This is a genomic window from Janthinobacterium violaceinigrum (assembly GCF_009208555.1).
Taxonomy (GTDB): Bacteria; Pseudomonadota; Gammaproteobacteria; order Burkholderiales; family Burkholderiaceae_D; genus Janthinobacterium; species Janthinobacterium violaceinigrum.
This window is the reverse complement of record NZ_WFLI01000023.1, coordinates 1-21,060: the sequence shown is the minus strand read 5'-3', so window position 1 is coordinate 21,060 and position 21,060 is coordinate 1. Positions and strand designations below refer to the sequence as shown.

The 21,060-nt window shown below is 64.8% G+C and carries 22 protein-coding genes, 1 rRNA gene and 1 riboswitch; of the genes, 4 read left to right on the top strand and 19 right to left on the bottom strand.

The genetic code is table 11. The annotated features are described in order from the left end of the window. Positions 1-53: 53 nt before the first annotated feature. Both GCN75_RS18635 and GCN75_RS18630 read left to right on the top strand, forming a co-directional pair. Entirely contained in the window at positions 54-263 is a 210-nt protein-coding gene (locus tag GCN75_RS18635; protein WP_152283773.1) for a FitA-like ribbon-helix-helix domain-containing protein, read from the top strand. Between the two features lie 6 nt (positions 264-269). Beyond that, positions 270-686 carry a PIN domain-containing protein gene (locus GCN75_RS18630; protein WP_152283772.1) on the top strand — a complete coding sequence of 139 codons (417 nt, stop codon included), beginning with the start codon at positions 270-272 and terminating at the stop codon, positions 684-686. 3 nt (positions 687-689) lie between these two features. Here GCN75_RS18630 and yacG read toward each other — a convergent pair whose 3' ends face one another. From yacG to GCN75_RS18600, 6 genes are all read right to left on the bottom strand, one after another. Next, positions 690-881, bottom strand: a complete 192-nt coding sequence (yacG, locus tag GCN75_RS18625) for a DNA gyrase inhibitor YacG (RefSeq protein WP_034748814.1) — start codon at positions 879-881, stop codon at positions 690-692. Between the two features lie 18 nt (positions 882-899). After that, complete coding sequence (zapD, locus tag GCN75_RS18620; protein ID WP_092803486.1) at positions 900-1,655, bottom strand: cell division protein ZapD; 756 nt, start codon at positions 1,653-1,655, stop codon at positions 900-902. 62 nt (positions 1,656-1,717) lie between these two features. After that, positions 1,718-2,365, bottom strand: coding sequence for a dephospho-CoA kinase (gene coaE / locus GCN75_RS18615; protein ID WP_152283771.1), 648 nt, complete (start codon positions 2,363-2,365; stop codon positions 1,718-1,720). Between the two features lie 32 nt (positions 2,366-2,397). Further along, positions 2,398-3,267, bottom strand: coding sequence for a prepilin peptidase (locus tag GCN75_RS18610; RefSeq protein ID WP_152283770.1), 870 nt, complete (start codon positions 3,265-3,267; stop codon positions 2,398-2,400). Between the two features lie 106 nt (positions 3,268-3,373). Next, on the bottom strand, positions 3,374-4,570 hold the full coding sequence (locus GCN75_RS18605; RefSeq protein WP_152283769.1) for a type II secretion system F family protein: 1,197 nt from the start codon (positions 4,568-4,570) through the stop codon (positions 3,374-3,376). A gap of 73 nt (positions 4,571-4,643) precedes the next feature. Next, a complete protein-coding gene (locus GCN75_RS18600) occupies positions 4,644-6,116 on the bottom strand; it encodes a DHA2 family efflux MFS transporter permease subunit (RefSeq protein ID WP_226941458.1) in 1,473 nt (490 codons plus the stop codon). A 208-nt stretch (positions 6,117-6,324) separates the two neighbouring features. On the opposite strand from GCN75_RS18600, the gene GCN75_RS18595 reads away from it, so the two are divergent. Then, on the top strand, positions 6,325-7,482 hold the full coding sequence (locus tag GCN75_RS18595; protein WP_152283768.1) for a hypothetical protein: 1,158 nt from the start codon (positions 6,325-6,327) through the stop codon (positions 7,480-7,482). Positions 7,483-7,485: 3 nt separating this feature from the next. Here GCN75_RS18595 and GCN75_RS18590 read toward each other — a convergent pair whose 3' ends face one another. From GCN75_RS18590 to cobT, 13 genes are all read right to left on the bottom strand, one after another. Continuing rightward, on the bottom strand, positions 7,486-8,940 hold the full coding sequence (locus GCN75_RS18590) for a cobyric acid synthase (RefSeq protein WP_152283767.1): 1,455 nt from the start codon (positions 8,938-8,940) through the stop codon (positions 7,486-7,488). Then, complete coding sequence (locus tag GCN75_RS18585; protein ID WP_152283766.1) at positions 8,937-9,743, bottom strand: ABC transporter substrate-binding protein; 807 nt, start codon at positions 9,741-9,743, stop codon at positions 8,937-8,939. The genes GCN75_RS18590 and GCN75_RS18585 overlap by 4 nt, the downstream gene beginning before the upstream one ends. Then, on the bottom strand, positions 9,740-10,651 hold the full coding sequence (locus tag GCN75_RS18580) for a cobalamin-binding protein (protein ID WP_152283765.1): 912 nt from the start codon (positions 10,649-10,651) through the stop codon (positions 9,740-9,742). The genes GCN75_RS18585 and GCN75_RS18580 overlap by 4 nt, the downstream gene beginning before the upstream one ends. After that, entirely contained in the window at positions 10,648-11,634 is a 987-nt protein-coding gene (cobD, locus tag GCN75_RS18575; protein WP_152283764.1) for a threonine-phosphate decarboxylase CobD, read from the bottom strand. The genes GCN75_RS18580 and cobD overlap by 4 nt, the downstream gene beginning before the upstream one ends. Beyond that, positions 11,627-12,580 (bottom strand): adenosylcobinamide-phosphate synthase CbiB, encoded by a 954-nt coding sequence (gene cbiB, locus GCN75_RS18570; protein WP_152283763.1) that lies wholly within the window; start codon positions 12,578-12,580, stop codon positions 11,627-11,629. Before cbiB ends, cobD begins: the two co-directional genes overlap by 8 nt. After that, a complete protein-coding gene (gene cobU, locus GCN75_RS18565) occupies positions 12,574-13,140 on the bottom strand; it encodes a bifunctional adenosylcobinamide kinase/adenosylcobinamide-phosphate guanylyltransferase (RefSeq protein ID WP_152283762.1) in 567 nt (188 codons plus the stop codon). Before cobU ends, cbiB begins: the two co-directional genes overlap by 7 nt. A gap of 7 nt (positions 13,141-13,147) precedes the next feature. After that, positions 13,148-13,780 (bottom strand): cob(I)yrinic acid a,c-diamide adenosyltransferase, encoded by a 633-nt coding sequence (gene cobO / locus GCN75_RS18560; RefSeq protein WP_152257650.1) that lies wholly within the window; start codon positions 13,778-13,780, stop codon positions 13,148-13,150. A gap of 1 nt (position 13,781) precedes the next feature. Further along, positions 13,782-14,549 carry an ABC transporter ATP-binding protein gene (locus tag GCN75_RS18555; RefSeq protein WP_152283761.1) on the bottom strand — a complete coding sequence of 256 codons (768 nt, stop codon included), beginning with the start codon at positions 14,547-14,549 and terminating at the stop codon, positions 13,782-13,784. 7 nt (positions 14,550-14,556) lie between these two features. After that, positions 14,557-15,582, bottom strand: coding sequence for a FecCD family ABC transporter permease (locus tag GCN75_RS18550; RefSeq protein WP_152283760.1), 1,026 nt, complete (start codon positions 15,580-15,582; stop codon positions 14,557-14,559). 131 nt (positions 15,583-15,713) lie between these two features. Continuing rightward, a complete protein-coding gene (locus GCN75_RS18545; protein WP_226941457.1) occupies positions 15,714-17,696 on the bottom strand; it encodes a TonB-dependent receptor in 1,983 nt (660 codons plus the stop codon). An 83-nt stretch (positions 17,697-17,779) separates the two neighbouring features. After that, a riboswitch (cobalamin riboswitch) is annotated at positions 17,780-18,021 on the bottom strand. A gap of 44 nt (positions 18,022-18,065) precedes the next feature. Further along, on the bottom strand, positions 18,066-18,620 hold the full coding sequence (locus GCN75_RS18540; RefSeq protein WP_152283759.1) for a histidine phosphatase family protein: 555 nt from the start codon (positions 18,618-18,620) through the stop codon (positions 18,066-18,068). Positions 18,621-18,626: 6 nt separating this feature from the next. Further along, positions 18,627-19,433: an adenosylcobinamide-GDP ribazoletransferase gene (locus tag GCN75_RS18535; RefSeq protein WP_152283758.1), complete on the bottom strand. Its 807-nt coding sequence runs from the start codon at positions 19,431-19,433 to the stop codon at positions 18,627-18,629. Positions 19,434-19,437: 4 nt separating this feature from the next. Then, positions 19,438-20,478 carry a nicotinate-nucleotide--dimethylbenzimidazole phosphoribosyltransferase gene (gene cobT, locus GCN75_RS18530; protein ID WP_152283757.1) on the bottom strand — a complete coding sequence of 347 codons (1,041 nt, stop codon included), beginning with the start codon at positions 20,476-20,478 and terminating at the stop codon, positions 19,438-19,440. Positions 20,479-20,943: 465 nt separating this feature from the next. Here cobT and GCN75_RS18525 point away from each other — a divergent pair. Further along, positions 20,944-21,060, top strand: a 16S ribosomal RNA gene (locus GCN75_RS18525); the annotation flags it as partial.

Here is a 21,060-nt window from a genome sequence, read left to right as displayed (position 1 = left end):
TATCGCGCGCGCTTTGCGCTACAGTGCTGTAATCAAGCACTGGGGAGTTGCGCATGGCCCTGACCCTGACCTTTACCGATACCGATGAATTGCTGATTGCCGCCTTGCACAAGCGTGCGCGCGCGCATGGGCGCAGCCTCGAAGACGAGCACCGCGACATCCTGCGCAACGCCCTGCGGCCGCTGCCGAAGCGCCCGCTCGACGATATTTTGCGCGGCATGCCCGACGTGGGGCTCGACACGGATTTCGAGCGCCGCTGCTGACGCGCCGTGGCCGCCTGCCTGGTCGATACGGATGTGATTGTTGCTGCGCGCAAGGGCGGCGCGGCGCCGGCGGGCGTGGCCGCCTTTTTCGAGCGGGTGCCGCCGGACATGCGCTATGTGCCCGTGCAAGTGATTGCGCAATTGCGCGCGGGCATACAGTGCTGCTGGCGGCGCGAAGCGGCGCTGGAGGCACTCGCGCTGGAAGGCTGGCTGGAAGCCGTGCTGGCAGACTATGCGCCGCGGCTGCTGGAATTCGACCTCGATTGCGCGCTGGTCTGCGCCCGCCTGTGTGAGCGGGGCCATGCGCATGGCGTCGATGGGCAGATCGCAGCGATGGGTATCGCCTATGGCTTGACGGTGATCAGTGGCAGGCTCGACAGTTTCGTGGCGCAAGGGCTGCGCCTGGAAAATCCGTTTCGCTGAGAATTATTGCGGCTTGTTGTCTTCGTCCGCGAGGGGATCTTCGAACGGGTCGGCGGCCGGTATCGTGTATTTTTCCTCGGCCCAGGCACCCAGGTCGATCTGCTTGCAGCGTTCCGAGCAGAAGGGGCGGAATTTGTTGGCTTCAGTCCATTCGACTTTGGCGGCACAGGTGGGGCAGTTGACTACGGTCATGATGGGGCAAATAAGTAACAGTTAAAAATTACAGAGCGTCAGCTCGAACGGGACATCTTCTTCCAGCGGCTTGGGCTTCAAGTCGCCGCCCTGGGTGGTGAAGCGTACCCACAGCATATATTTGTTGGCGGAAATTTCCGGGATGGCGCCGCTGCTTTCGTCCAGGCTCAGGCGCAACATCTGGTAAACCTTGCCTTGCAGCATTTGCTGGTAGCTGCCGCCATTGGCGATCAGTTTAACGGGACCGCCGGAATCGCGCAGCAGGCGCAAGACGAGGGCCAGCGCATCGAACAAGGGAGCCAGGGGGGCAAACCAGGCGTGGATATCGGCCAGGCGCTGTTCCGAACTGCGTTTTTGCCAGGCGAAATACGACGGCAAGTCGAATTCGCAGGCGCCGCCCGGGATGATGGTGCGGCCGCGGATGCTCATCAGCCATTCATTGTCGCGGATATTCTGGCCCGTCTTGCCCTGCGCCGCCACCAGGGCGCCGCTGACACTGTCGAGTTCACCGAGGATGGCGTCCAGGGTTTCCGGTTCCACATTGGGATTGCTGCGGTAGCCCAGCAGGCTTTGGCGCTGGCGCTCGAGTTCCTGCAGCAGGTCGGACTTCAGGTCGGCGCGGCCGGCCACTTCGAGCATGTCGAAAATAGTTGCCAACGCGACATGGTGTTGCATTGCGTGCTCTTGCTGGATGAAGAACTTGAATTTGTCGTACAGGTCTTCCAGCCGCAACAAGGTACGTATGCGTTCGTTGAAAGGGTATTCGTAGACAATCAAAATAATTCCCTTAAGTAAGGACCTGCAAACAATCCCGTGATTTTGAACCAAGCGTCGACAAATTACAAACGTTGCGACCCGATTCCGGCCATTCTTTTTGAAAATGCCAGATATAAATCGTGCAACTGGGCAATCTGCGGCTCCAGGGCGGCCAAATCGCCATTGTTGTCGATCACATCGTCCGCCGCCGCCAGGCGCATGGCGCGCGTCGCTTGCGTGGCCATGATGGCTTTGACTTGTTCTTCCGATAAGCCATTGCGCGCCATCACGCGCGACACTTGCAGGCTTTCCAGGCAGTCGATGACCAGCACGCGGTTGACCCGCTCCACCCAGCCGCCGGACTCGACGAGCAGGGGCACGGCAAAGATCACATAGCTGCCCGTCGCTTCGGCGGCCGCCGCCAGGGTGGCCTGGCGGATGCGTGGGTGCAGAATGGCTTCCAGCCTGGCCTTGGCGGCGGCGTCGGAAAACACGAGCTTGCGCATCTTGGCGCGGTCGAGTGCGCCGTGCGCATCGGCGTAGTCCGGGCCGAATTCCGCCACCAGGGCCGGCATGGCGGCGCCGTCCGGCGCCGTCAGGCTGTGTGCGATCTGGTCGGTATCGACGATGGAGGCGCCGCGGGCGGCGAACAGGTCGGCTACCGTGCTCTTGCCGCAGCCGATGCCGCCGGTGAGTCCCACGCTGAAGTAGGGAACGTTTTGTGTTTGCATGTGTTTATCCATAGGGGCGCAGCTTGCGCCGGTCAGCTGGCCAGGCCCAGGGTGAGCTGCGACAGGGGCGCGCGGTACAGCAGGGCGATCAGCCCCGCCGCCGCCAGGTAGGGGCCGAACGGAATCGGTTTGTCGCGCCCCCGCCTGGCGAAGACGATCAGGCCGATGCCTACCACGGCGCCGACCAGCGACGACAGTAATATGATCGTCGGCAACATGGTCCAGCCCAGCCAGGCGCCGAGCGCCGCCAGCAATTTGAAGTCACCATAGCCCATTCCCTCCTTGCCTGTCGCCAGCTTGAAGGCCCAGTACACGCTCCACAGGGCCAGGTAGCCGGCGGCTGCGCCGATGACGGCGTCCTGCAGGGGCACGAAAGTGCCGTTGATATTGACCAGCAAGCCCGCCCACAGCAGGGGGAAGGTCAGGTCGTCGGGCAGCATTTGCGTATCGGCATCGATGAAGGTCATGGCGATCAACAGCCAGGCAAACACGAGCGTGGCCAGGCCCGTCCAGCCGCTGCCGAAGTGCCAGACCAGCACGGCCGACAGCGCGCCCGTCAGTAATTCCACCAGCGGATAGCGCACGGAGATGGGCGCCCGGCAGGCGCTGCACTTGCCGCGCAGCAGCAGGTAACTGACGAGGGGAATGTTTTCCATGGCCGTGATGCGGTGGCCGCACGCGGTGCAGTTCGAGTGCGGCAGCATCAGGTTGTAGCGGTCCGTGTGCGGCAAGGGCAAGCCGCTTTCTTCCGCCACGTAATTGTCGGATTCGCGCTGCATCATTTTCGGCACGCGGTGGATCACCACGTTCAGGAAGCTGCCGACGATCAGGCCGAACAGGGCGGCAATGAGGGCGACGGGCAGGTTGCCGGGCGCGGCGAACAGCAGGGTATCTTGCAGCATGGTGAGTTGTCTGAGGTGAAGATTGCTGCCGCGCAAACATTGCCTGGCACTGCCGCAGTGTAAAACATCTGCCAGCGCATGGGGATGTTTTGCGCAGGGTCGGGCGTCAAATCACGGCGCCAAGCTTGAAAATCGGCAAATACAGGGCGATCACGAGGGAGCCGACCAGCACGCCCAGCACTACCATCAGCGCCGGTTCCAGCAGCGAGGCGAGGATGGCGACGGTGGCTTCGACCTCGCCTTCGATGATGTCGGCCGCGCGCGACAGCATGGCGTCGAGGGCGCCCGATTCCTCGCCGATCAGGGCCAGTTGCGTCAGCAGCGGGGGAAACACGGCGCTGTGTTCCATGGCCAGGGCCAGGCTGCCGCCGGCGCGGATTTCCCGTTCGATGCGCGTCGTCGCCTCCTGGTACAGCGGGTGGCCGGCGGCGGCGCCCACCAGGCTGAGCGAGTCGAGCAGCGGCACGCCGGCGGCGAACATGGCGGCCAGGGTGCGCGTCCAGCGGGCAATCGCCGCCTTGCGCAGGAGGGGGCCGAACAGGGGCAGACGTAATGCCTGCAGCTGCGCGGTTCGCCGCAAGGCGGGCCAGCGGCGCCAGGCCAGGCGCAGCAGCACGCCGGCCAGCACCAGCGCCGCCAGCAAGGCCAGCCAGTAATGCACGAAAAAGGCGGACAAGCCCATGACGACCAGGGTGGGCAGGGGCAAGGGCGCGCCGAAGCTGTCGTATACCTGGCGGAAAGCGGGCACGACCACGCTCATGATGATGGCCGTGACAACGATGGCGACGAGTACGATCACCAGCGGATACATCAGCGCGCCGCGCACTTGCCGCCGCAGGGCGATGGCCTTTTCCTGGTGCGTGGCCAGGCGCGCCAGCAAGTCTTGCACGATGCCGGCCTGTTCGCCTGCCGCCAGCAGGTTGCAATACAGCTCGTCGAACAGCAGGGGGAACTGGCGGAATGCCTGCTGCAGGCTGCTGCCTGCTTCGATAGCGTGGCGCAAGTCCCGCATCAGTTCCGTAACGGCGGGCTTGGCGTGGCCCTTGCCGGCGATGTCGAAAGCGTGCAGCAGCGGCACGCCGGCCGCCATCATGGTCGACAGCTGGCGCGTGAACAGCGCGATATCCTTGCGCGTGATGGCCTTGCCTGGCGCGGCGCGCGCGGCTTGCACCCGGGTGGCCAGGATACCCTGGCGCCGCAAGGCCGTGCCCGCATCGGCGGCATCGGCGGCGCGCAGAACGCCGTCGACCGCCTTGCCATGGCGGTCCGTGCCCTTCCATGCAAACCGCCGCTCGGCCGCCATGTGCACCTCCTGCCGTCACGGTAGCAGCGTGCGGCAAAAGCACCAGCGGCGCTGGCGGCAAGCTTGATCTGGCTCAGCCCTTGGTCGTTTGCACTTCCGTCTGGACAACGGCCTGGGCCTTGATGTCGGCCGCGTCCTCTTCCTCGCTATCCGTGCCCTTGCTGATGCTTTCGCCATCGTCGCGGCGCAAGGTCCAGAAGGTCAGCGAGGACAGCACCGTCAGGGCGGCCAGGGTGAGGAAGGCATGGTGCAGGGCGGTGCTGAGCATGGCGCGGTCCGATTGCGGCATGTCGCCCAGGTACCAGCCCGTGATCAGCGAACCGAAGGCCAGGCCAAAGCTCATCGACAGCTGCTGCATCGAGCTGGCGATGGTGCTGGCCATGCTGGAGTCGGTCTTGTCGACATCGGCATACGCGATGGTGTTCATGCTGGAAAACTGCAGCGAATTGAAAAAGCCCATGCACAGGCTGATGGCGACGATCACGTACAGGGGCGTGCCCGCGCTCACCTGCGAAAACATGGCGATGGTGACGCCGATCAGCACGGTGTTGACGATCAGCACCTGGCGGTAGCCGAAGCGGGCCAGCACGCGCGCGGAAATGAATTTCATGCCCATGGCGGCGGCCGCCGACGGCATCATCAGCAAGCCCGACTGCCAGGCGGGCAAGCCCAGGCCCAGCTGGTACAGCAGCGGCAGCAGGAACGGCAGGCCGCCCACGCCCAGGCGCGTGACGAAGCCGCCCACCACGGAGACGCGGAAGGTGCGGATCTTGAACAGGGTCAGGCGCAGCAGCGGGTGCAGCACTTCGCTCGAATGCCAGGCATACGCGGCCAGCAGGCTGATGGAGATGAACAGCAGCACGGCGGCCGAGGTGGCGTCGATCTTGTGTTCGCCAAAGATTTCCAGCAGCCACGACAGCAGCGCGATGCCCGTGCCGAACAGCACCAGGCCGATCAAATCCAGCGGACGGGGCTTGTCGCCGTAGTAATCGGGCATGTAGCGGTGCGCCAGGTACAGCGCTGCCAGGCCGACGGGCACGTTGACGAAGAAAATCTCGCGCCATGACAGCCAGTGCACGATCAGTCCGCCCACCGTGGGGCCCAGCAGGGGGCCGATCAGGGCGGGGATGATGACGAAATTCATCGCCGCCAGCAATTGCGACTTGGGAAACGTGCGGATGATGGTCAGCCTGCCCACCGGCATCATCATAGCCGCGCCCATGCCTTGCAGCAGGCGCGCGGCCACCAGCATGGGCGCATTCACGGACAGGCCGCACAGGATCGAGGCGATGGTAAAGATGGCAACGGCGGCGGAAAACACGCGCCGCGTGCCGAAGCGGTCGGCCATCCAGCCGCTGATGGGAATGCACACGGCCAGGCTGAGGATGTAGCTGGTGACGACGGCCTTGAGGCTCAGCGGCGTCACGTTGAGGCTGGCGGCCATGGCGGGGATGGCGGTGTTGACGATGGTGGAGTCGAGTTGCTCCATGAACAGGGCGGTGGTAACCACCCAGGGAAGGTAGCTTTTAATGGGGGAACTGGTCATGGATGCGAGCCTGAGGAGGAGAAACGGAGCCGACAGTACGACGAATTGTCACATAAATGGCGTGCGCGTGCCGCCCGCGCCAGCCATGTTGGCAGCGTGCCGCGGGCGTTGTCCATGGAACATTTGTTCTATGGCAATAAATTGCGGGTACGGCTAGCATGGATTTTCTGGCAGTTCAGGCCTCATCTTTCCCCGAAAGTCACACCACATGAAAAATGCACTTACCTTCCTTGTCCTGGGCGCCGCCCTGTCCGCCTGCGGTGGCGGCAGCGAGGGCGGCGCGCCGGAGGCGCCGGTGACACCGCCCGTCGTGGTCACGCCTCCCGTCGTCCCCGCCGACAGCGTGGCTGCGGCATCGGAAGCCGTGGCCAGGGATGCGGGCCTGAGCGTCATTGCCGGCGCCAGCGCCGCTGAAAGCGTGTATGACGTGGCGGCCGATATCGGCGACACCTGGCGCATCACGTTCGACAGCGCGAAGAAGACCTATGCCATTCGCGTCCTGTCGACGCAGTTCGGCTTGAGCGACCGCAGTGGCACGTTCAGCGCCGCCACCGCCGGCAATCTCACGACCTACACGGCGACGGATTTCAGCGTCACCGTCGATGCGCGCACGCGCTTGTTGAGCGGAAATATCAAGCTGGGCAACATGGCCTCGACCGTCAGCGGCACCGGCTATGCGGTGGGCGACGTGGCCAAACTGGCCGGCAGCTACCTGTTCGTGGGCGCCATGCGCAATGCCAGGGGCGGCGGCGACCGTTTCAATCCGAAAGGCAGTGTCAGGATCGCCGCCAATGGCACGGCGCAGCTGTGCAATGGCGGCATTTTCAATGCCCAGGGCGCATGTTCGGCCGTGCCGGGCTTGCCGCAGCCGGAAAGTGCGGACCTGACCCTAGTCAAGGATGCAAAGAACGGCTTGCTCGTCGCCCGCCAGGGAGGCCAGGATTTTGGCATCGTGCATGTGCATGCGGGGGACCGGGGGCTGGCGCTGTTCATCGACCGCTATAGCCTGAACCAGGAAAACGTGCTGCGCGTGGGCAACATCGTGGCCGCCAGACAGCAGAAGATCGGCACGGAAATCAATGGCAGCTATGCCTGCGCCGAGCAGGGCGGCACGACGGGCAGGATCGGCATCTCCGGCAATGTGGCGACCATCACGAACAATGGCACGGGCAAGGTGCACACGGAAAGCGTGACCCTGAACAAGCTGGGCACCGGCGCCCAGGCCGTCGATTTCGATGGCATCGCCGTACTCAAGGACCCGGCCGACGCGCAGGCCGATTACGCGCTGTTCATGCCTGTCTCGTCGAGCATGGCGGTGCAGTTCTCGACCGACCGGTCCTTCCTGACGACGTGCCTGAAACAGTAAGGCCTAGCGCTGGAGCGCATCGAGCGCGGCCAGCAGCGGCAGCGCCGCGTCGGCGATGCGCTCCAGGCTGGCCTCGCGCAGGGCGCCCGTATCGACGCTGCGCTCCGATGCCAGCCCCGCCCAGCGCAGCAGGGCCGCACACGCGGCGGGCGTGTCGAACAGGCCGTGCAGATAGCTGCCCAGGATTTGCCCGTCGCCCGACACCGCCCCTTCCGGCCGCCCGTCGATCGTGAACGCCGGCTGCTGCAGGGCGGCGCCATGCGAGACGCCCATGTGGATTTCATAGCCAGCCACGGGCGCGCCGGCCGCGCCGGCAAAGGCGCAGTGGCCGCTCACCTGTTGCAGCCGCTTGTCGCTGGTCAGCTCCGTCGCCATGTCGAGCAATCCCAGCGCCGTGGACTCTCCCGCTGCGCCTTCCACGCCCAGCGGATCGCGCACGCACTGCCCCAGCATCTGGAAGCCGCCGCAGATGCCGATTACCTTGCCGCCGTAGCGCAGGTGTTTTGCCAGGTAGGCGGACCAGCCCTGCTGCTGCAGCCAGGCCAGGTCGCCCCGCGTGTTCTTGCTGCCGGGCAGGATCACGAGGTCGGCCGGCGGAATCGGCTGCCCCTGCTTGATGAAGCACAAGTCGATATCGGGGTGGGCGCGCAGCGCGTCGAGATCCGTGTGGTTGCTGATGCGCGGCAGTTGCGGCACCACCACCTTGAAGGCGCCCCGTTCGGCCTGCATCGCTTCGACGGCGTCTTCCGCATCGAGGAACAGGCCTTGCAGGTAGGGCAGCACGGCCAGCACGGGCTTGCCCGTCTGCTGTTCCAGCCACTCGATGCCGGGGGCCAGCAGCGAGATGTCGCCGCGGAAGCGGTTGATGACGAAGCCGAGGATGCGCGCCCGCTCGCTGTCGGACAGGCAGGCCAGGGTGCCGATGATGTGGGCAAAGACGCCGCCCCGGTCGATGTCGGCCACCAGGATCACGGGGCAGTCGACGGCTTCCGCAAAGCCCATGTTGGCGATGTCGCGCGCGCGCAGGTTCACTTCGGCGGGGCTGCCCGCGCCTTCGACGACGACGGCGTCGTACTGCTGGCGCAAGCGCGTGTAGGATTCCAGCACGGCGCCCATGGCGATGGTCTTGTATTGCTGGTAGTCGCGCGCATCCATCTCGGCGCGCACCTTGCCATGGATGATCACCTGCGCGCCCGTGTTCGACGACGGTTTCAGCAGCACCGGATTCATGTCCGTGTGCGGCGCAATGCCGCAGGCCAGCGCCTGTAAGGCTTGCGCGCGGCCGATCTCGCCGCCATCGCTCGTCACGGCGCTGTTCAAGGCCATGTTCTGCGGCTTGAAGGGCGCGACCGTCACGCCGCGCCGTTTCAACAGGCGGCACAGGGCCGCGACGACGGTGCTCTTGCCCGCGTCCGAGGTCGTGCCCTGCACCATCAGGGCGGGGAAGGGCGTGTTCATGGCTGGCGCCCTTGCCCGTCTTGCCACTGCGCAACGATATCGCTGATCTGGCGCAAGCCCTCCGTGATGGCGGCCGGGCCGGGAGACAGAATGTCGGGCGACTTGATCTCGAACAGCATCTGGTTCTGTACGGCGGGGATCGCATCCCAGCCCGGGCGTGCCGTCAGCTGCGCCGGCTGGAACTTCTTGCCGCACCAGGTGGCGATGATGATGTCGGGCGCGCGCCGCACCACGGCCAGAGGATCGGCGATGATGCGCTCCTTTGCCCCCGGATGCGCGGACAGCTCGGGAAAGGCGTCCGTGCCGCCGGCGATGCCGATCAATTCGGCCGCCCAGCCGATGCCGCTCATCAGGGGATCATTCCACTCTTCAAAGTAAATCACGGGCTTGCGCGTCCAGGAGGCGGCGCGCGCTTGCGCGGCGGCGATGTCTGCGCGCAGGCTGGCGATCAGTGCGCGTCCCGCTTCCTCGCGCTGCACCAGTGCGGCCAGCACGCCGATCATGCGCAGGATGCCTTCCACCGTGCGCTGGTTGAACTGGTGTACTTCGACGCCGGCCTTGACCAGGTCGCGGCAGATATCGGCCTGCATGTCGCAAAAGCCGATCACGAGGTCGGGCTTGACGGCCAGGATGCGCTCCAGGCTGGAAGATGAAAAACCGCTGATCTTGGTTTTTTCCTCGCGCGTGCGGGGCGGACGCACGGTAAAGCCGGAAATGCCTGCGATGACGTCTTCCGCGCCCAGCGCATACAGCGTCTCCACGGCTTCCGTCGACAGGCAGGCGATGCGCTGGTAATGGCTCATGGCGTGGCCTTTGCCGCCGGCGCGGTGCGGTGCTGGCGGGCCACTTCCACCTGCTCGCACATGGCGGCCGTGCCTTCGATCATGCGCGGACCGGCGCGGTTAAGCAGGTCGCCATTCAGGCGGAACAGGTTATTCCGGCGCACGGCCGTCAGCGACGGGAAGGCGCGCCACATGGCCAGGCCGCCTTCGCTGCGCGGATCGCTTTTTTCGCTGGTGCCGAAAATGGCTTCCGGGTCTTCCTGCAGCACGCCTTCGGGCGTGACGACGGGCGCCACCACCTTCATCGCGGCAAAGATATTCTGCGCGCCGCACAGGCGCATGGAATCGCTGATGATGCTCGCGCCGCTGAGGGTGTACAGGGGTTTGTCCCACACCTGGTAAAACACGCGCACGGGCGGACGCTGCGCGTATTGCGCCGTCAGGCTGGCCAGTTTGGCGCGCAGCTGGGCGGCGGCCGGTCTGGCGACGTTTTCCGTTCCCATCAGCCGGCCCAGGCGCTCCATGCTGTCGGGGATATCGGCCAGCTTGCGCGGTTCGCTGTGATAGATGGGCACCTTCAGCTGGCGCAGCATGGCGATCTGGCGCTCGGCGCTGCCATGCATCCACACGACGATGAGGTCCGGCTTCATGGCGATGATGCGCTCCATGTCGTACTGGCGGTTGTCGCCCACCTGCGGCAGCTTCTTCGCCGCTTCCGGATAGTCGCTGTAGCTGACGACGCCTGCGATCCTGTCGCCGCCACCGGCCGCAAACAGCAGCTCCGTCACGTGCGGCGCCAGCGCCAGGATGCGCTGCGCCGGTTTTTGCACGGTGACGGTATTGCCGTCGTCGTCGCGCACGGTGATGGCGGCCTGCGCGTGCAGCGAGACCAGTCCGGCCAGCAGCAGTGCGGTTTTCAAGTGGTTCATATGTGCTTCCATGCGGTGAGGGCCTGCTGCAGGCGCAGCCAGGCGGGTTCGTCGGGGGGCAGGCCCAGGCGGATGCCGTGGGCGGCGTGGCGGAACAGGCGCACCCAGATGCCCGATTCCGCCATGTGGCGCCAGAACGCCTCGGCGCGTTCTTCCGGCCACCATTGAAACAGCGCCGTGCCGCTGCTGGCGATGCCGTGCGCGGCCAATAGCTGGTGCAGGCGCGTACCTTCGCCGCGCAGGCGTTCGCGCATCGCCACCTGCCAGTGCGTATCGCGCAAGGCGGCCAGCGCCACGTGCTGCGCAGGGCCGCTGACGGTCCATGGGCCCAGCAGGTCGGCCAGCTGTGCCAGCAGCACGGGATGGGCGGCGACAAAGCCCAGGCGCAGTCCCGCCAGGCCAAAGAATTTGCCGACGGAGCGCAGCACGATGAGGCCTGGTCGATGCGTATGCGCTCCGAGGCTGGTTTGCACTTCCGTGTCGCCAAACGCTTCATCGACCACCAGCCAGCCGCCGCGCGCGGCCAGCCTGTCCGCCCACTCCAGCAGCAGTTCGGGCGCGATGCGCTCGCCCGTGGGATTGTTTGGGTTGCAGATCACGAGCACGTCGCAATGGTCGAGCGCATCGGCCAGTTGCGCATACGGCACTTGCCGTAATTGATGGCCATGCTGGCCCCAGTGGTGCGCATGTTCCGCATACGACGGTGCGGCCACCACCACGCGCGACGGCGCGCGCAGCCGGGGCAGGGCCTGGATGGCCGCCTGCGTGCCCGCCACGGGCAGCATGGCCGGCGCGCCGTAGTGGGCGCAGGCGGCAGCTGCCAGCGCGGGATCGGTTTCCGGCAGCCGGTGCCAGGCGTTGGCGCCGGGTGCTGGCGCTGCATACCAGTGGGGGTTGATGCCGGTCGACAGGTCGATCCAGTCTTCCAGCGGCCTGCCGTATTCGCGCGCGGCGTCGCGCAGGTTGCCGCCATGTTCAAGCAAGGTATTTTCCCTTCAGGTAGTACAGGCCCGCCAGCAACGCCATCCAGATCAGCCACAGCACGGCTGTTTCAGCCACCAGGCGCCAGGCGCGGTCGATGTCGCGCGCGTCGGCCGGGCGGCCGCTGCCCAACGGCGGGCGGCGTTCCAGCTCGCCGTCGTAGATGGCGTCGCCGCCGAGTGCCAGGCCCAGGGCGCCGGCGCCGCTGGCCATCACGGGGCCCGCATTCGGGCTGCCCCAGTTGGGGGCCTGGCTGCGCCAGCAGTGCCAGGCGCGCCGCTTGTCGGCCATGGTCTTACCCAGCAAGACATAGGACAGGGCCGTCAGGCGCGCCGGCAGATAATTGAGGATGTCGTCGATGCGCGCGGCGCAGCAGCCGAACCAGTCGTAGCGCTCGTTGCGGTAGCCCCACATGGCGTCCAGCGTATTGGCCAGCCGGAACAGCACGGCGCCGGGGCCGCCCGCCACGGCAAACCAGAACAGGGTGCCGAAGACGGCGTCGTTGCCGTTTTCCAGCAAGGATTCCGTGCTGGCCTTGGCCAGGCTGGCCGCGTCGGCATTGGCCGTGTCGCGGCTGACGATGCGCGCCGTCAGCAGGCGCGCGTTGTCCAGGTCATCGATGGCCAGGGCGTCGGCGATGGGCTGGTTGTGGTCGCGCAGGCTGCGCAAGCCCAGGCACAGGTACAGCAGGAAAACGTGGAGGGCGGCGCCCGCCAGGCCGCACAGCCAGTAGGCGGCATAGCTGATGGGCAGCACGGCCAGCGACCAGGCCAGCGCGCCCCTTGGAAAACGTCCGCGGCCCCGGTTCAGCAGGCGTTCCAGCGCGCTGGCGAGGCGGCCGAAGCCCACCAGCGGATGCCAGCGGCGCGTCTCTCCCAGCAGCAGGTCGAGCAGCACGCCGGCCGTCATCAAGGCGGCCAGCATGGGCAGCGACAGGCCGCTCAGCATGGGCCGCCTTTCAGGTGCAGGGGCAGGCCGGCGGCGACCAATACGGCCCTGTCGCAGGCGGCCGCCACGGCCTGGTTCAGGCGGCCCGCTTCATCGGTGAAGCAGCGCGAGATGGCGCCATACGGCACGATGCCCATGCCCACTTCATTCGATACGAGGACAAGGTCGCAGCCGCTTTCCTCGATTTCGGCCAGCGCATACAGCAGGTGCGCGCGCTCGCTGTGGAACAGCTCGGGCAGGGCGATGTCGCCCACGTCAGGATAGGTCTCGCCGGTGGAAAACATCAGGTTCGTCAGCCACAGGGTCAGGCAGTCGACCAGCAGCAGGCGGCCCAGGTGCGCCTGCCGCAGGATGGCGTCGCCCAGGCGCAGCGGCTCTTCTACGGTGGTCCACCCGGCCGGGCGCTGTACCCGGTGATGCGCGATGCGCGTGGCCATCTCGCCGTCGCCCGCCTGCGCGGTGGCGATGTAGACGACTTCCTTGCCGGACGCCCGGGCCAGTTGTTCGGCGTAGGCGCTCTTGCCCGATCGGGCGCCGCCAAAGACCAGGGTGCGCGTCATGGCGCTGTTACCACTCGGTGCCGAGTTGCGCGCCGATGCCGGCTGCATATGCATGCTTGACGACGGCCATTTCCGTGACGGTGTCGGCGATGGCGATCAGTTCGTCCGGCGCGCCGCGGCCCGTAATGACCACGTGCTGCATGGCCGGGCGTTCCAGCAGGTCGGCGATGACCTTGTGCACGTCGAGGTATTTGTACTTGAGGGCGATATTGAGCTCGTCGAACAGCACCAGGCCGTAGCTGGGGTCGGCCAGGAAGGTCTTTGCCTGTTCCCATGCCAGTTCGGCCTTTTCGATGTCGCGTTCGCGGTTCTGCGTTTCCCAGGTATAGCCTTCGCCCATCGCATGAAAACTGATTTCGTCGGGGAAGCGGCGCAGGAATTTTTCTTCGCCCGTCGACATGGCGCCCTTGATGAACTGCACCACGCCCACTTTCATGCCGTGGCCCATGGCGCGGATGGCCATGCCGAAGCCGCTCGAACTCTTGCCCTTGCCATTGCCCGTGTTGACGATGATGATGCCGATTTCCTTGTCGGCCTTGGCGATGGCCGCATCGATGATGGCTTTCTTGCGCTCCATGCGCACGCGGTGGCGTTCGTTGATGGCGGCGGTGTCCGCGTCGATGTTCTTGTTGTCGCTCATGTCAGTCCTCTTTCGGTATGAATATCTTGCGTTTGCCGTGATCGATGATCTCGATAGGGTGGCCCAGGTAGTCGCCCAGGGTGGATGCCTGCATCACCTCTGCCACGGGACCTGCCAGCCAGCCGCCGTCGCCCATCAGCAGCAGCGCGTGGGTCGAGACGCTGTGCGCCAGGTTCAGGTCATGTCCCACCATGACCACGGTTTTCTGCTGCTCGCGGCACAGCTTCGATAGCAGGCCCATGACGCTGACCTGGTGCGCCAGGTCCAGCGCATTGGCAGGTTCGTCCAGCAGCAGCAAGGGCGTGTCCTGCGCCAGCATGGCGGCGATGGCCACGCGCTGGCGTTCGCCGCCGGACAGGCTGCGCACGTCGCGCTCGGCCAGGTGCTCCACTTCCATCGACGCCAGCGCCGCCAGGGCGATGCGCTGGTCGTCGCTGCCTTCCCAGTAATGGTTGTCGTGATATGGGTGGCGTGCCGACAGCACGGTTTCGATGACGCGGTACGAAAACGCGTCATGCCGCGCCTGCGCCAGGAACGCGCGCTCGCGCGCCAGTTCTTCCAGCGGCCAGTCGACCAGGGCGCGGCCCTGTATCGTCACGTGGCCCGCATCCGGTTCGCGCAAGCCGGCCAGTGCGCGCAGCAATGTGCTTTTTCCAGCGCCATTGCGGCCGATCACGCTCCAGCATTCGCCATCCCTGATTTGCCAGGTGAGGTTTTCCACGAGGGAGCGCGGGCCTGCTTTCAGGCCCAGTTGGTAGGTGCGTATCATGCTTGTTTCATCTCCTGCGCAATCGATGGAGCTGGTACAGGAAGACGGGCGCGCCTATCATCGCCGTGACGACGCCGACGGGCAGCTGCAACGGCGCCAGCACGGTGCGCGCCAAAGTATCGGCCAGCACGAGGAAGGTGCCGCCGGCCAGTGCGGCGGCCGGTATCAGCAGGCGATGATCGGGGCCGCAGGCAAAGCGCAGCGCGTGCGGCACGATCAGGCCCACGAAACCCACGCTGCCGGCGCTGGTGACGGCGCTGGCCGTGAGCAGGCCGGAACAGAAGAACAGGCCTTTGCGCAGGGCGCCCACGCGTACGCCCAGGGTGCTGGCCGCTTCCGCGTGCAGCGCCATGATGTTCAGCGAACGCGCGCAGCGCAAGGCGAAGACCAGGGCGCCGGCCAGCACCAGCCAGGGCATCAGCCGCGCGGGCGCGCCGGACAGGTCTCCGATCATCCAGAACACCATGCTGCGCAAGCGGCTTTCAGGGGCGATGGACAGCATCAGGGTGACGATGGCCATGCAGGCCGAGGCCAGGATCACGCCCGTCAGCAGCAATAGCGAAGCGCCGCCTTCGGCCGCCGTGCCGCCGCGCAGGTCGCGGCGGGCAAAGAAATACAGCAGCATGGACACGCCGACGGCGCCGGCAAAGGCCGCTGCGTCGACCACCCACAGCGCGCACATGAACAGCAGCGCGGCCAGCGCGCCGACAGAGGCGCCGGCGGAAATGCCAAGCACATAGGGGTCGGCCAGGGGATTGCGCAGCAGCGCCTGCATCATCAGGCCGGCCAGCGACAGTGCCGCGCCGGTGACAAAGGCGGTCAGCGCGCGGCCCAGGCGCAGGTCGAGCAAGGTGGCGGCGAGGGTATCGGTCTTGCCCTGCACGACATGGAACAGGGCGGAAGGCAGGTCGGCGAGCGGAATCGCGATCGAACCGATCATGCCGGAGAAAATCAGGCTGGCAACGGCGCACACGACCAGCACCGTGAGGATGACGGTGGCGCGGTGGCGCATATTGCGGAAAAATGGGTGCATGTACTGCCTTAGATGAAACGGGAACGGTGCAAGTGGTTGCGGACTTCCTCGGATGCGTTGGTGGGGCGTATACGAAAAATGGCCCGCATGCGATTGCGCGTACGGGCCATTGTAATCAACTCCTGGCCGCTTTAGAAATCGTAGCGTGCCGACAGTTTCATCTGGCGGCCATTGCTAGGATAGATGCCGCCTTTGCAGCTGAAGGCGTTGGTGAAGTACTGCTTGTCCGTCAGGTTCAAGGCATTGACGGCCACTTCCCAGGCGCCGAACTTGCGAGCATAGCGGGCGTCGAAGGTGGTGAACGACGGGATCTTGGCAGAGCAGGTATTGGCAAAATCGCTGCCATAGCGCTGGCTGTCCACCCATTGCGCGCCGAAGTCGGCGCTCTGGCCATCTTTCGGCACCCACGACAGGCGGGCCGACAGGGTGTTTTTCGGGATCAGGGTCAGTTCCTTGCCCGAATTGACGCCTTCGGTGAAGGTGGCCTTCACGTGCTGGTAGTGGCCGCTGACGCGCCAGTCAGCTGCGATATTCGCGCGTGCATCGAGTTCGAAGCCCTGGTGCTTGGTCGGGTCCAGGTTGGTGTTGGCACCCCAGCCGGACGCGCCTGCCGTCGGGTCATAGTAGATCTCGTTGGTCAGCTTGTGGCGGAAGACGCGTGCGTCGACCTTGACGATGCTGTTGTCGTAGGTCGCGCCCAACTCCAGGTCGTGCGAGGTCTGGCCTTGCAAGGGCTTGTTGGCAACCGGTGTCGAACCGTTTTCATCGGCGGTAGCCACGCGATAGCTCTGGCCGGCCTTGGCGTACAGATTTACTTGGGGCACGACATCGAAGCTGCCTTGCACGTCCCAGGCATTGAAGCTCTGCTTGATGTTGTAGGCCGTCGTGGGGTATCCGATAGGGTCGTTGAAGTCCTTGTCGAAGGTTTCATGGCGTACACCTGCGGCGATACGGAAATTTTGCGGGCTGGCGAATTTCAGTTCGTCACGCACATAGAATGCCTGTGATTTTTGTTTGGCCTTGGCCTGGGAGTACGAAGCATCGACTGCAATATCCCACTTGATGAAGTCGGCGCCGGCGACGATCTCATTGAGCATGCCGTCGAACTGGCCCAGGTGGCGCAGTCGTGGCGAGAACTGGTTTTGTTTGGCTTTGCGCTGTGATGGGTCGCCGGAGTAGGTTGACTTTGCCGTCTTTTCGCGGTGCGACAGTTCGGCTGCCAGGTCTACGGCACCCAGGCGGCCTTCGGCGAAGGCGGTATAGCGGTCGCTGTCGACCGAGCCGAAATCTTTCAGTGTTTTCGCCTGGCGTGGGTTGGCTTCAAACTGGGCCAATGTGATCGAACCAGGGAAACGGCTGTCCTGACGCGTGCTGTCGATACGCACGCCGGCGCGGACATCCTTGCCCTGCCATTGCGCGCCGCCGCCGAAGCTGGTCTGCTTGTATTCGTTATTGTCGCGATAGTTGTCGGTTTCCTGCTTGCCGATAGCGGCGTCGAGGGTGACGTTATTCCAGGTCTGGGCTACGGAGCCGCGCACTTCGCGCTGGCCCAGCTGGCCGACTTCGGCAAAGACGGTACCGCGGCCAGCCTGCTTGCCTGGACGCTTGGTGACGATGTTGATCACGCCGCCCGTGGCGCCGTCGCCGTACAGGACGCTGCTGCCGCCGCGCGTGATTTCAATGCGTTCGACGCTATCGATGGGGATGCTGGCCAGGACGGGATCGGTCAGTTCATTTTCCGACAGGCGCACGCCGTCGAGGACCACGACCGTGTTCTGGCTGGCGGTAGCGCCGAAGCCGCGCAGATCGAGGGTGAAGTCAGGGCTGCCGGTGAGGCTTTGACGGCCATAGACGCCGCCGATCTTGCGGATGGCCTGGTTCACATCGCTGATGCCCGCGCGGCGGATTTCATCGGCCGTGATGACGGTGGCGCCAATCGGTTGCAATGCCGGGTCGCTGTTGAAGCGGGAGCCGGTGACGACGATCTGGTCCAGCGTGTTGTTTGGGGTTTGCGCGAATGCTGGAGCGGCGGCGATGAAGCACAGGGAAATGGCGGAAACCAGGGCGCGCGGCGCCATTGCCGGCGCGCGGCGGTGTAATACGGGAGCAGTCATGATATCGTTTTCTTCGGAAAAAGCACCCGGCTCGCGTCCCCGCAAGCCAGATTCAACGGAAGGCGCGGCGCCCGGCAAGGCCCGCACTTCCACCTGTCCTGGCCGGTATCCGGGCTGGCAAGTACGGCGATCCCACCTTCCCATGCTCGATGATTGCAAGCACAGTGGTTGTCAGAGATCGCTTGTCGCCCGCTTCCTGTGGGGAGGGGCGACACTTGCTTACCGTTGCGGGGGCAGCACACGCTCGCCGCGATCGCGGCATCGTGTTTCCCGTTTAACTGCGCTCATGGACATGAACGCGGGCACCAAAACCCCGCCATTATACGTGCAGCAGGCATGGACTGACATGGTCGACTGGACAATTCAATATCAGAAATCGACGACGACAGTCGCACCGTAGGCGATTTTATGGGGGGAATTGGCGGCCAGCAGGGCGGTTTCCTCCAATGGCAGCCCCGCCTGCAATGCGCAGAGCAGACGGATGGTGCCTGCATGGCAGATGATGATGGCCGTTTCGTGTTGTTCGCGCAACAAATCGCCCAGAAACGCATCGACGCGGGCGGCCATCGCCAGCACATTTTCACCGCCGCCGGGGCGGTAGTGGGCCAGGCCGGCCGCCCAGGCATCGATGTCTTCACGTGCAATCGCGTGCCAGGGCTGCATTTCCCACGCGCCGAAATCCATTTCGGCCAGCCGCGCGTCGAAACGCAGGGCGCTCGCGGGCAAGTCCTGCGCCAGGGCCGCCGCCAGTTCGGCGCAGCGGCGCAGGGGGCTGGCATATAGCGGCACATGCGGCGGCAAGGTCGTCTGCAAGCTGGCGCGCACGGCGGCCAGCGCGTGCGGCGTTACTGTCACGTCGCTGCGGCCATAGCAGGTGCCGCTGCTCACTTTGGGGGCGGGGTGGCGGACGAGGATCAGGCGCATGCTGGCTTAATAGAAGCGCACGGGAGGCTGGAAGCTGGAGAGGATGGCCAGGTAGATCGCCACTTCCGCCACTTGCTGCACGGCGCCCAGGCAGTCGCCCGTATAGCCTTGCAGGCGGCGCTGGCATTTGCGGCCCAGCCAGAATGCGCAGGCGGCGGCCGCCACGATGGCAAAGGCCAGCGCACCCCAGTCGAGTATCCCCAGCACGCCGCAGGCGACGGCGGGCAGCAGGCCGCAGACGGCGGCGATGATGAATTCACCCGTGCGCATTTCCTGCGCCATGGGTTTGGACTTGCCTTCATCGCGCGCGTAATCCATGAATCGGATCAGCGAGACGGCGGCCAGGCGCGAGAGCGGATGGGCGATGCACAGTGTCGCCACGATGACGGCGGGCGGCAGCGAAACCAGTGCCGCGCATTTGATGGCCAGCAGGCAGACGATGCCGATGGCGCCATAGGCGCCGATGCGCGAATCCTTCATGATCTCGAGCACACGCTCGCGCGTCAAGCCGCCGCCGAAGCCGTCGCACATGTCGGCGAAACCGTCTTCATGGAAGGCGCCCGTCAGGTAAATGCCGGCGGCGACGGCCAGCAGCACGGCCACCGGCGATGGCAGCAGCCAGCTGGCCAGCACATACACCGTGCCGCAGATGGCCGCCACCACCACGCCCACCAGGGGAAAGTAGCGCGAGGCATGCTGCAGCCAGGCTGGCTCGAACCCCACCCAGCGGGGGATGGGCAGGCGCGTGAAGAATTGCAGCGCGATGAAAAAGAGACGGCACTGGTGGATTGCTGCGGCAAGGGGATGGGCCATGGTCTTAGTCTGGCGTGGACTTTTCGCTGACCTGGGCCGAGGCGAAAGTGGCCATCTCGCGCATGAAATTGACGGCCGCGTGCAGCAGTGGCAAGGCCAGCGCGGAACCCGTGCCTTCGCCCAGACGCAGGTCCAGTTGCAGCAGCGGCCGCGCATCCAGGCTGGCCAGCAGCTGGCGGTGGCCATTTTCATCGGAGCAGTGCGAAAACACGCAGTAGTCGAGGATGGCCGGCTGCAAACGGGCCGCCACCAGCAGGGCGCTGCTGACGATGAAGCCGTCGATCAGCAGGACCATGCGCCGTTCGGCTGCTTTGAGCATGGCGCCGGCCATCATGGCGATTTCGAAACCGCCAAAGGTGGCCAGCACATCGAGCGGCTCATTGACTGCCGCATGATGCGCGACAGCCGCTTCGATCACCTGCTGCTTATGTCGTACGCCTTCTTTCGAGAGGCCCGTGCCGGCACCGACGCAATCGGCGACGGGCGTAGCGGTCAGCTTGTGCATCAGTGCGGCGGCGGCCGTGGTATTGCCGATGCCCATTTCGCCAAAGCCCAGCACGTTGCCGTCCAAGGTGGCGACCAGATCCATCCCGGCTTGCATGGCGGCCAGGCATTGCTCCTTGCTCATGGCAGGTTCCGTGGCGAAGTTGCGTGTGCCAGGGCCTTGCTTGCGGTCAAGCAATCCCTCGCGCGCACCGAAATCGTGGTTCACACCTGCGTCTACTATATAGAGGGCGCAATCTGCCTGGCGGGCGAAGACATTGATGGCGGCGCCGTTGCCCAGGAAGTTTTCCACCATTTGCCAGGTCACGCTTTGTGGATAGGCGGAAATGCCTTCAGCGACGATGCCATGGTCGGCTGCGAAAACGATGATGGCCGGCTGGTGCAGCGCCAGTTGCGTGCTTTGCTGGATCAGGCCGATCTGGCGGGCCAGGGTTTCCAGCATGCCGAGGCTGCCCAATGGCTTGGTCTTGCTATTGATGGCATGTTCGAGTGCGCTGGCCAGGGCGGGATTGGCGGTGGGGGAGATGTGTGGGATAGGCATGGGAATCTAGGTGGATGAGGCAGGGTGTGGTCGGCGCTACGATATCACACAGCAATATTTGCCCAACTGCAAAATAGCGCTTGCGGGGTGTGCGGGGCACGGCTATAATTCGCCCCCTCGCTGAACGACGCATGCAAATGCCGAGTGAGACGAGAGAAAAAGAAGGAGTTGACGGACGTAGCAAATTGCTTCATACTCTTCCTTCTTCGCAGCTGACAAACACAACGCTTTGTCGGTAGCGCGAAAGCAGTGCCGAATACAGTTCTTTAACAATTAACAGTCGATAAGTGTGGGCATTTGATGTAAGTGCAGCGTCGATCTTCGGATTGGCGTAATACTTAAAATATCAAATGTTCACAAGAAATAATGAAATAGGATACTTCTTCGGAAGTAGCCTGTCAGTTTTTTGAGTGAGCGACCCGTTAGAAATAACGGTGCCTGTAAAAGGGCAAAGTAACAGAGATTAAACTGAAGAGTTTGATCCTGGCTCAGATTGAACGCTGGCGGCATGCCTTACACATGCAAGTCGAACGGCAGCACGGAGCTTGCTCTGGTGGCGAGTGGCGAACGGGTGAGTAATAT

Bases quoted from the DNA above. Each gene is read 5' to 3' on its own strand.
- coaE (WP_152283771.1), bottom strand. From the start codon at position 2,365: ATGCAAACACAAAACGTTCCCTACTTCAGCGTGGGACTCACCGGCGGC.
- GCN75_RS18550 (WP_152283760.1), bottom strand. From the start codon at position 15,582: ATGCACCCATTTTTCCGCAATATGCGCCACCGCGCCACCGTCATCCTC.
- cobU (WP_152283762.1), bottom strand. From the start codon at position 13,140: ATGACGCGCACCCTGGTCTTTGGCGGCGCCCGATCGGGCAAGAGCGCC.
- GCN75_RS18545 (WP_226941457.1), bottom strand. From the start codon at position 17,696: ATGACTGCTCCCGTATTACACCGCCGCGCGCCGGCAATGGCGCCGCGC.
- cobO (WP_152257650.1), bottom strand. From the start codon at position 13,780: ATGAGCGACAACAAGAACATCGACGCGGACACCGCCGCCATCAACGAA.
- GCN75_RS18610 (WP_152283770.1), bottom strand. From the start codon at position 3,267: ATGCTGCAAGATACCCTGCTGTTCGCCGCGCCCGGCAACCTGCCCGTC.
- GCN75_RS18585 (WP_152283766.1), bottom strand. From the start codon at position 9,743: ATGAGCCATTACCAGCGCATCGCCTGCCTGTCGACGGAAGCCGTGGAG.
- GCN75_RS18605 (WP_152283769.1), bottom strand. From the start codon at position 4,570: ATGGCGGCCGAGCGGCGGTTTGCATGGAAGGGCACGGACCGCCATGGC.
- GCN75_RS18580 (WP_152283765.1), bottom strand. From the start codon at position 10,651: ATGAACCACTTGAAAACCGCACTGCTGCTGGCCGGACTGGTCTCGCTG.
- GCN75_RS18555 (WP_152283761.1), bottom strand. From the start codon at position 14,549: ATGATACGCACCTACCAACTGGGCCTGAAAGCAGGCCCGCGCTCCCTC.
- GCN75_RS18535 (WP_152283758.1), bottom strand. From the start codon at position 19,433: ATGGCCCATCCCCTTGCCGCAGCAATCCACCAGTGCCGTCTCTTTTTC.
- GCN75_RS18600 (WP_226941458.1), bottom strand. From the start codon at position 6,116: ATGACCAGTTCCCCCATTAAAAGCTACCTTCCCTGGGTGGTTACCACC.
- cbiB (WP_152283763.1), bottom strand. From the start codon at position 12,580: ATGCTGAGCGGCCTGTCGCTGCCCATGCTGGCCGCCTTGATGACGGCC.
- cobT (WP_152283757.1), bottom strand. From the start codon at position 20,478: ATGCCTATCCCACACATCTCCCCCACCGCCAATCCCGCCCTGGCCAGC.
- GCN75_RS18595 (WP_152283768.1), top strand. From the start codon at position 6,325: ATGAAAAATGCACTTACCTTCCTTGTCCTGGGCGCCGCCCTGTCCGCC.
- GCN75_RS18635 (WP_152283773.1), top strand. From the start codon at position 54: ATGGCCCTGACCCTGACCTTTACCGATACCGATGAATTGCTGATTGCC.
- GCN75_RS18590 (WP_152283767.1), bottom strand. From the start codon at position 8,940: ATGAACACGCCCTTCCCCGCCCTGATGGTGCAGGGCACGACCTCGGAC.
- GCN75_RS18540 (WP_152283759.1), bottom strand. From the start codon at position 18,620: ATGCGCCTGATCCTCGTCCGCCACCCCGCCCCCAAAGTGAGCAGCGGC.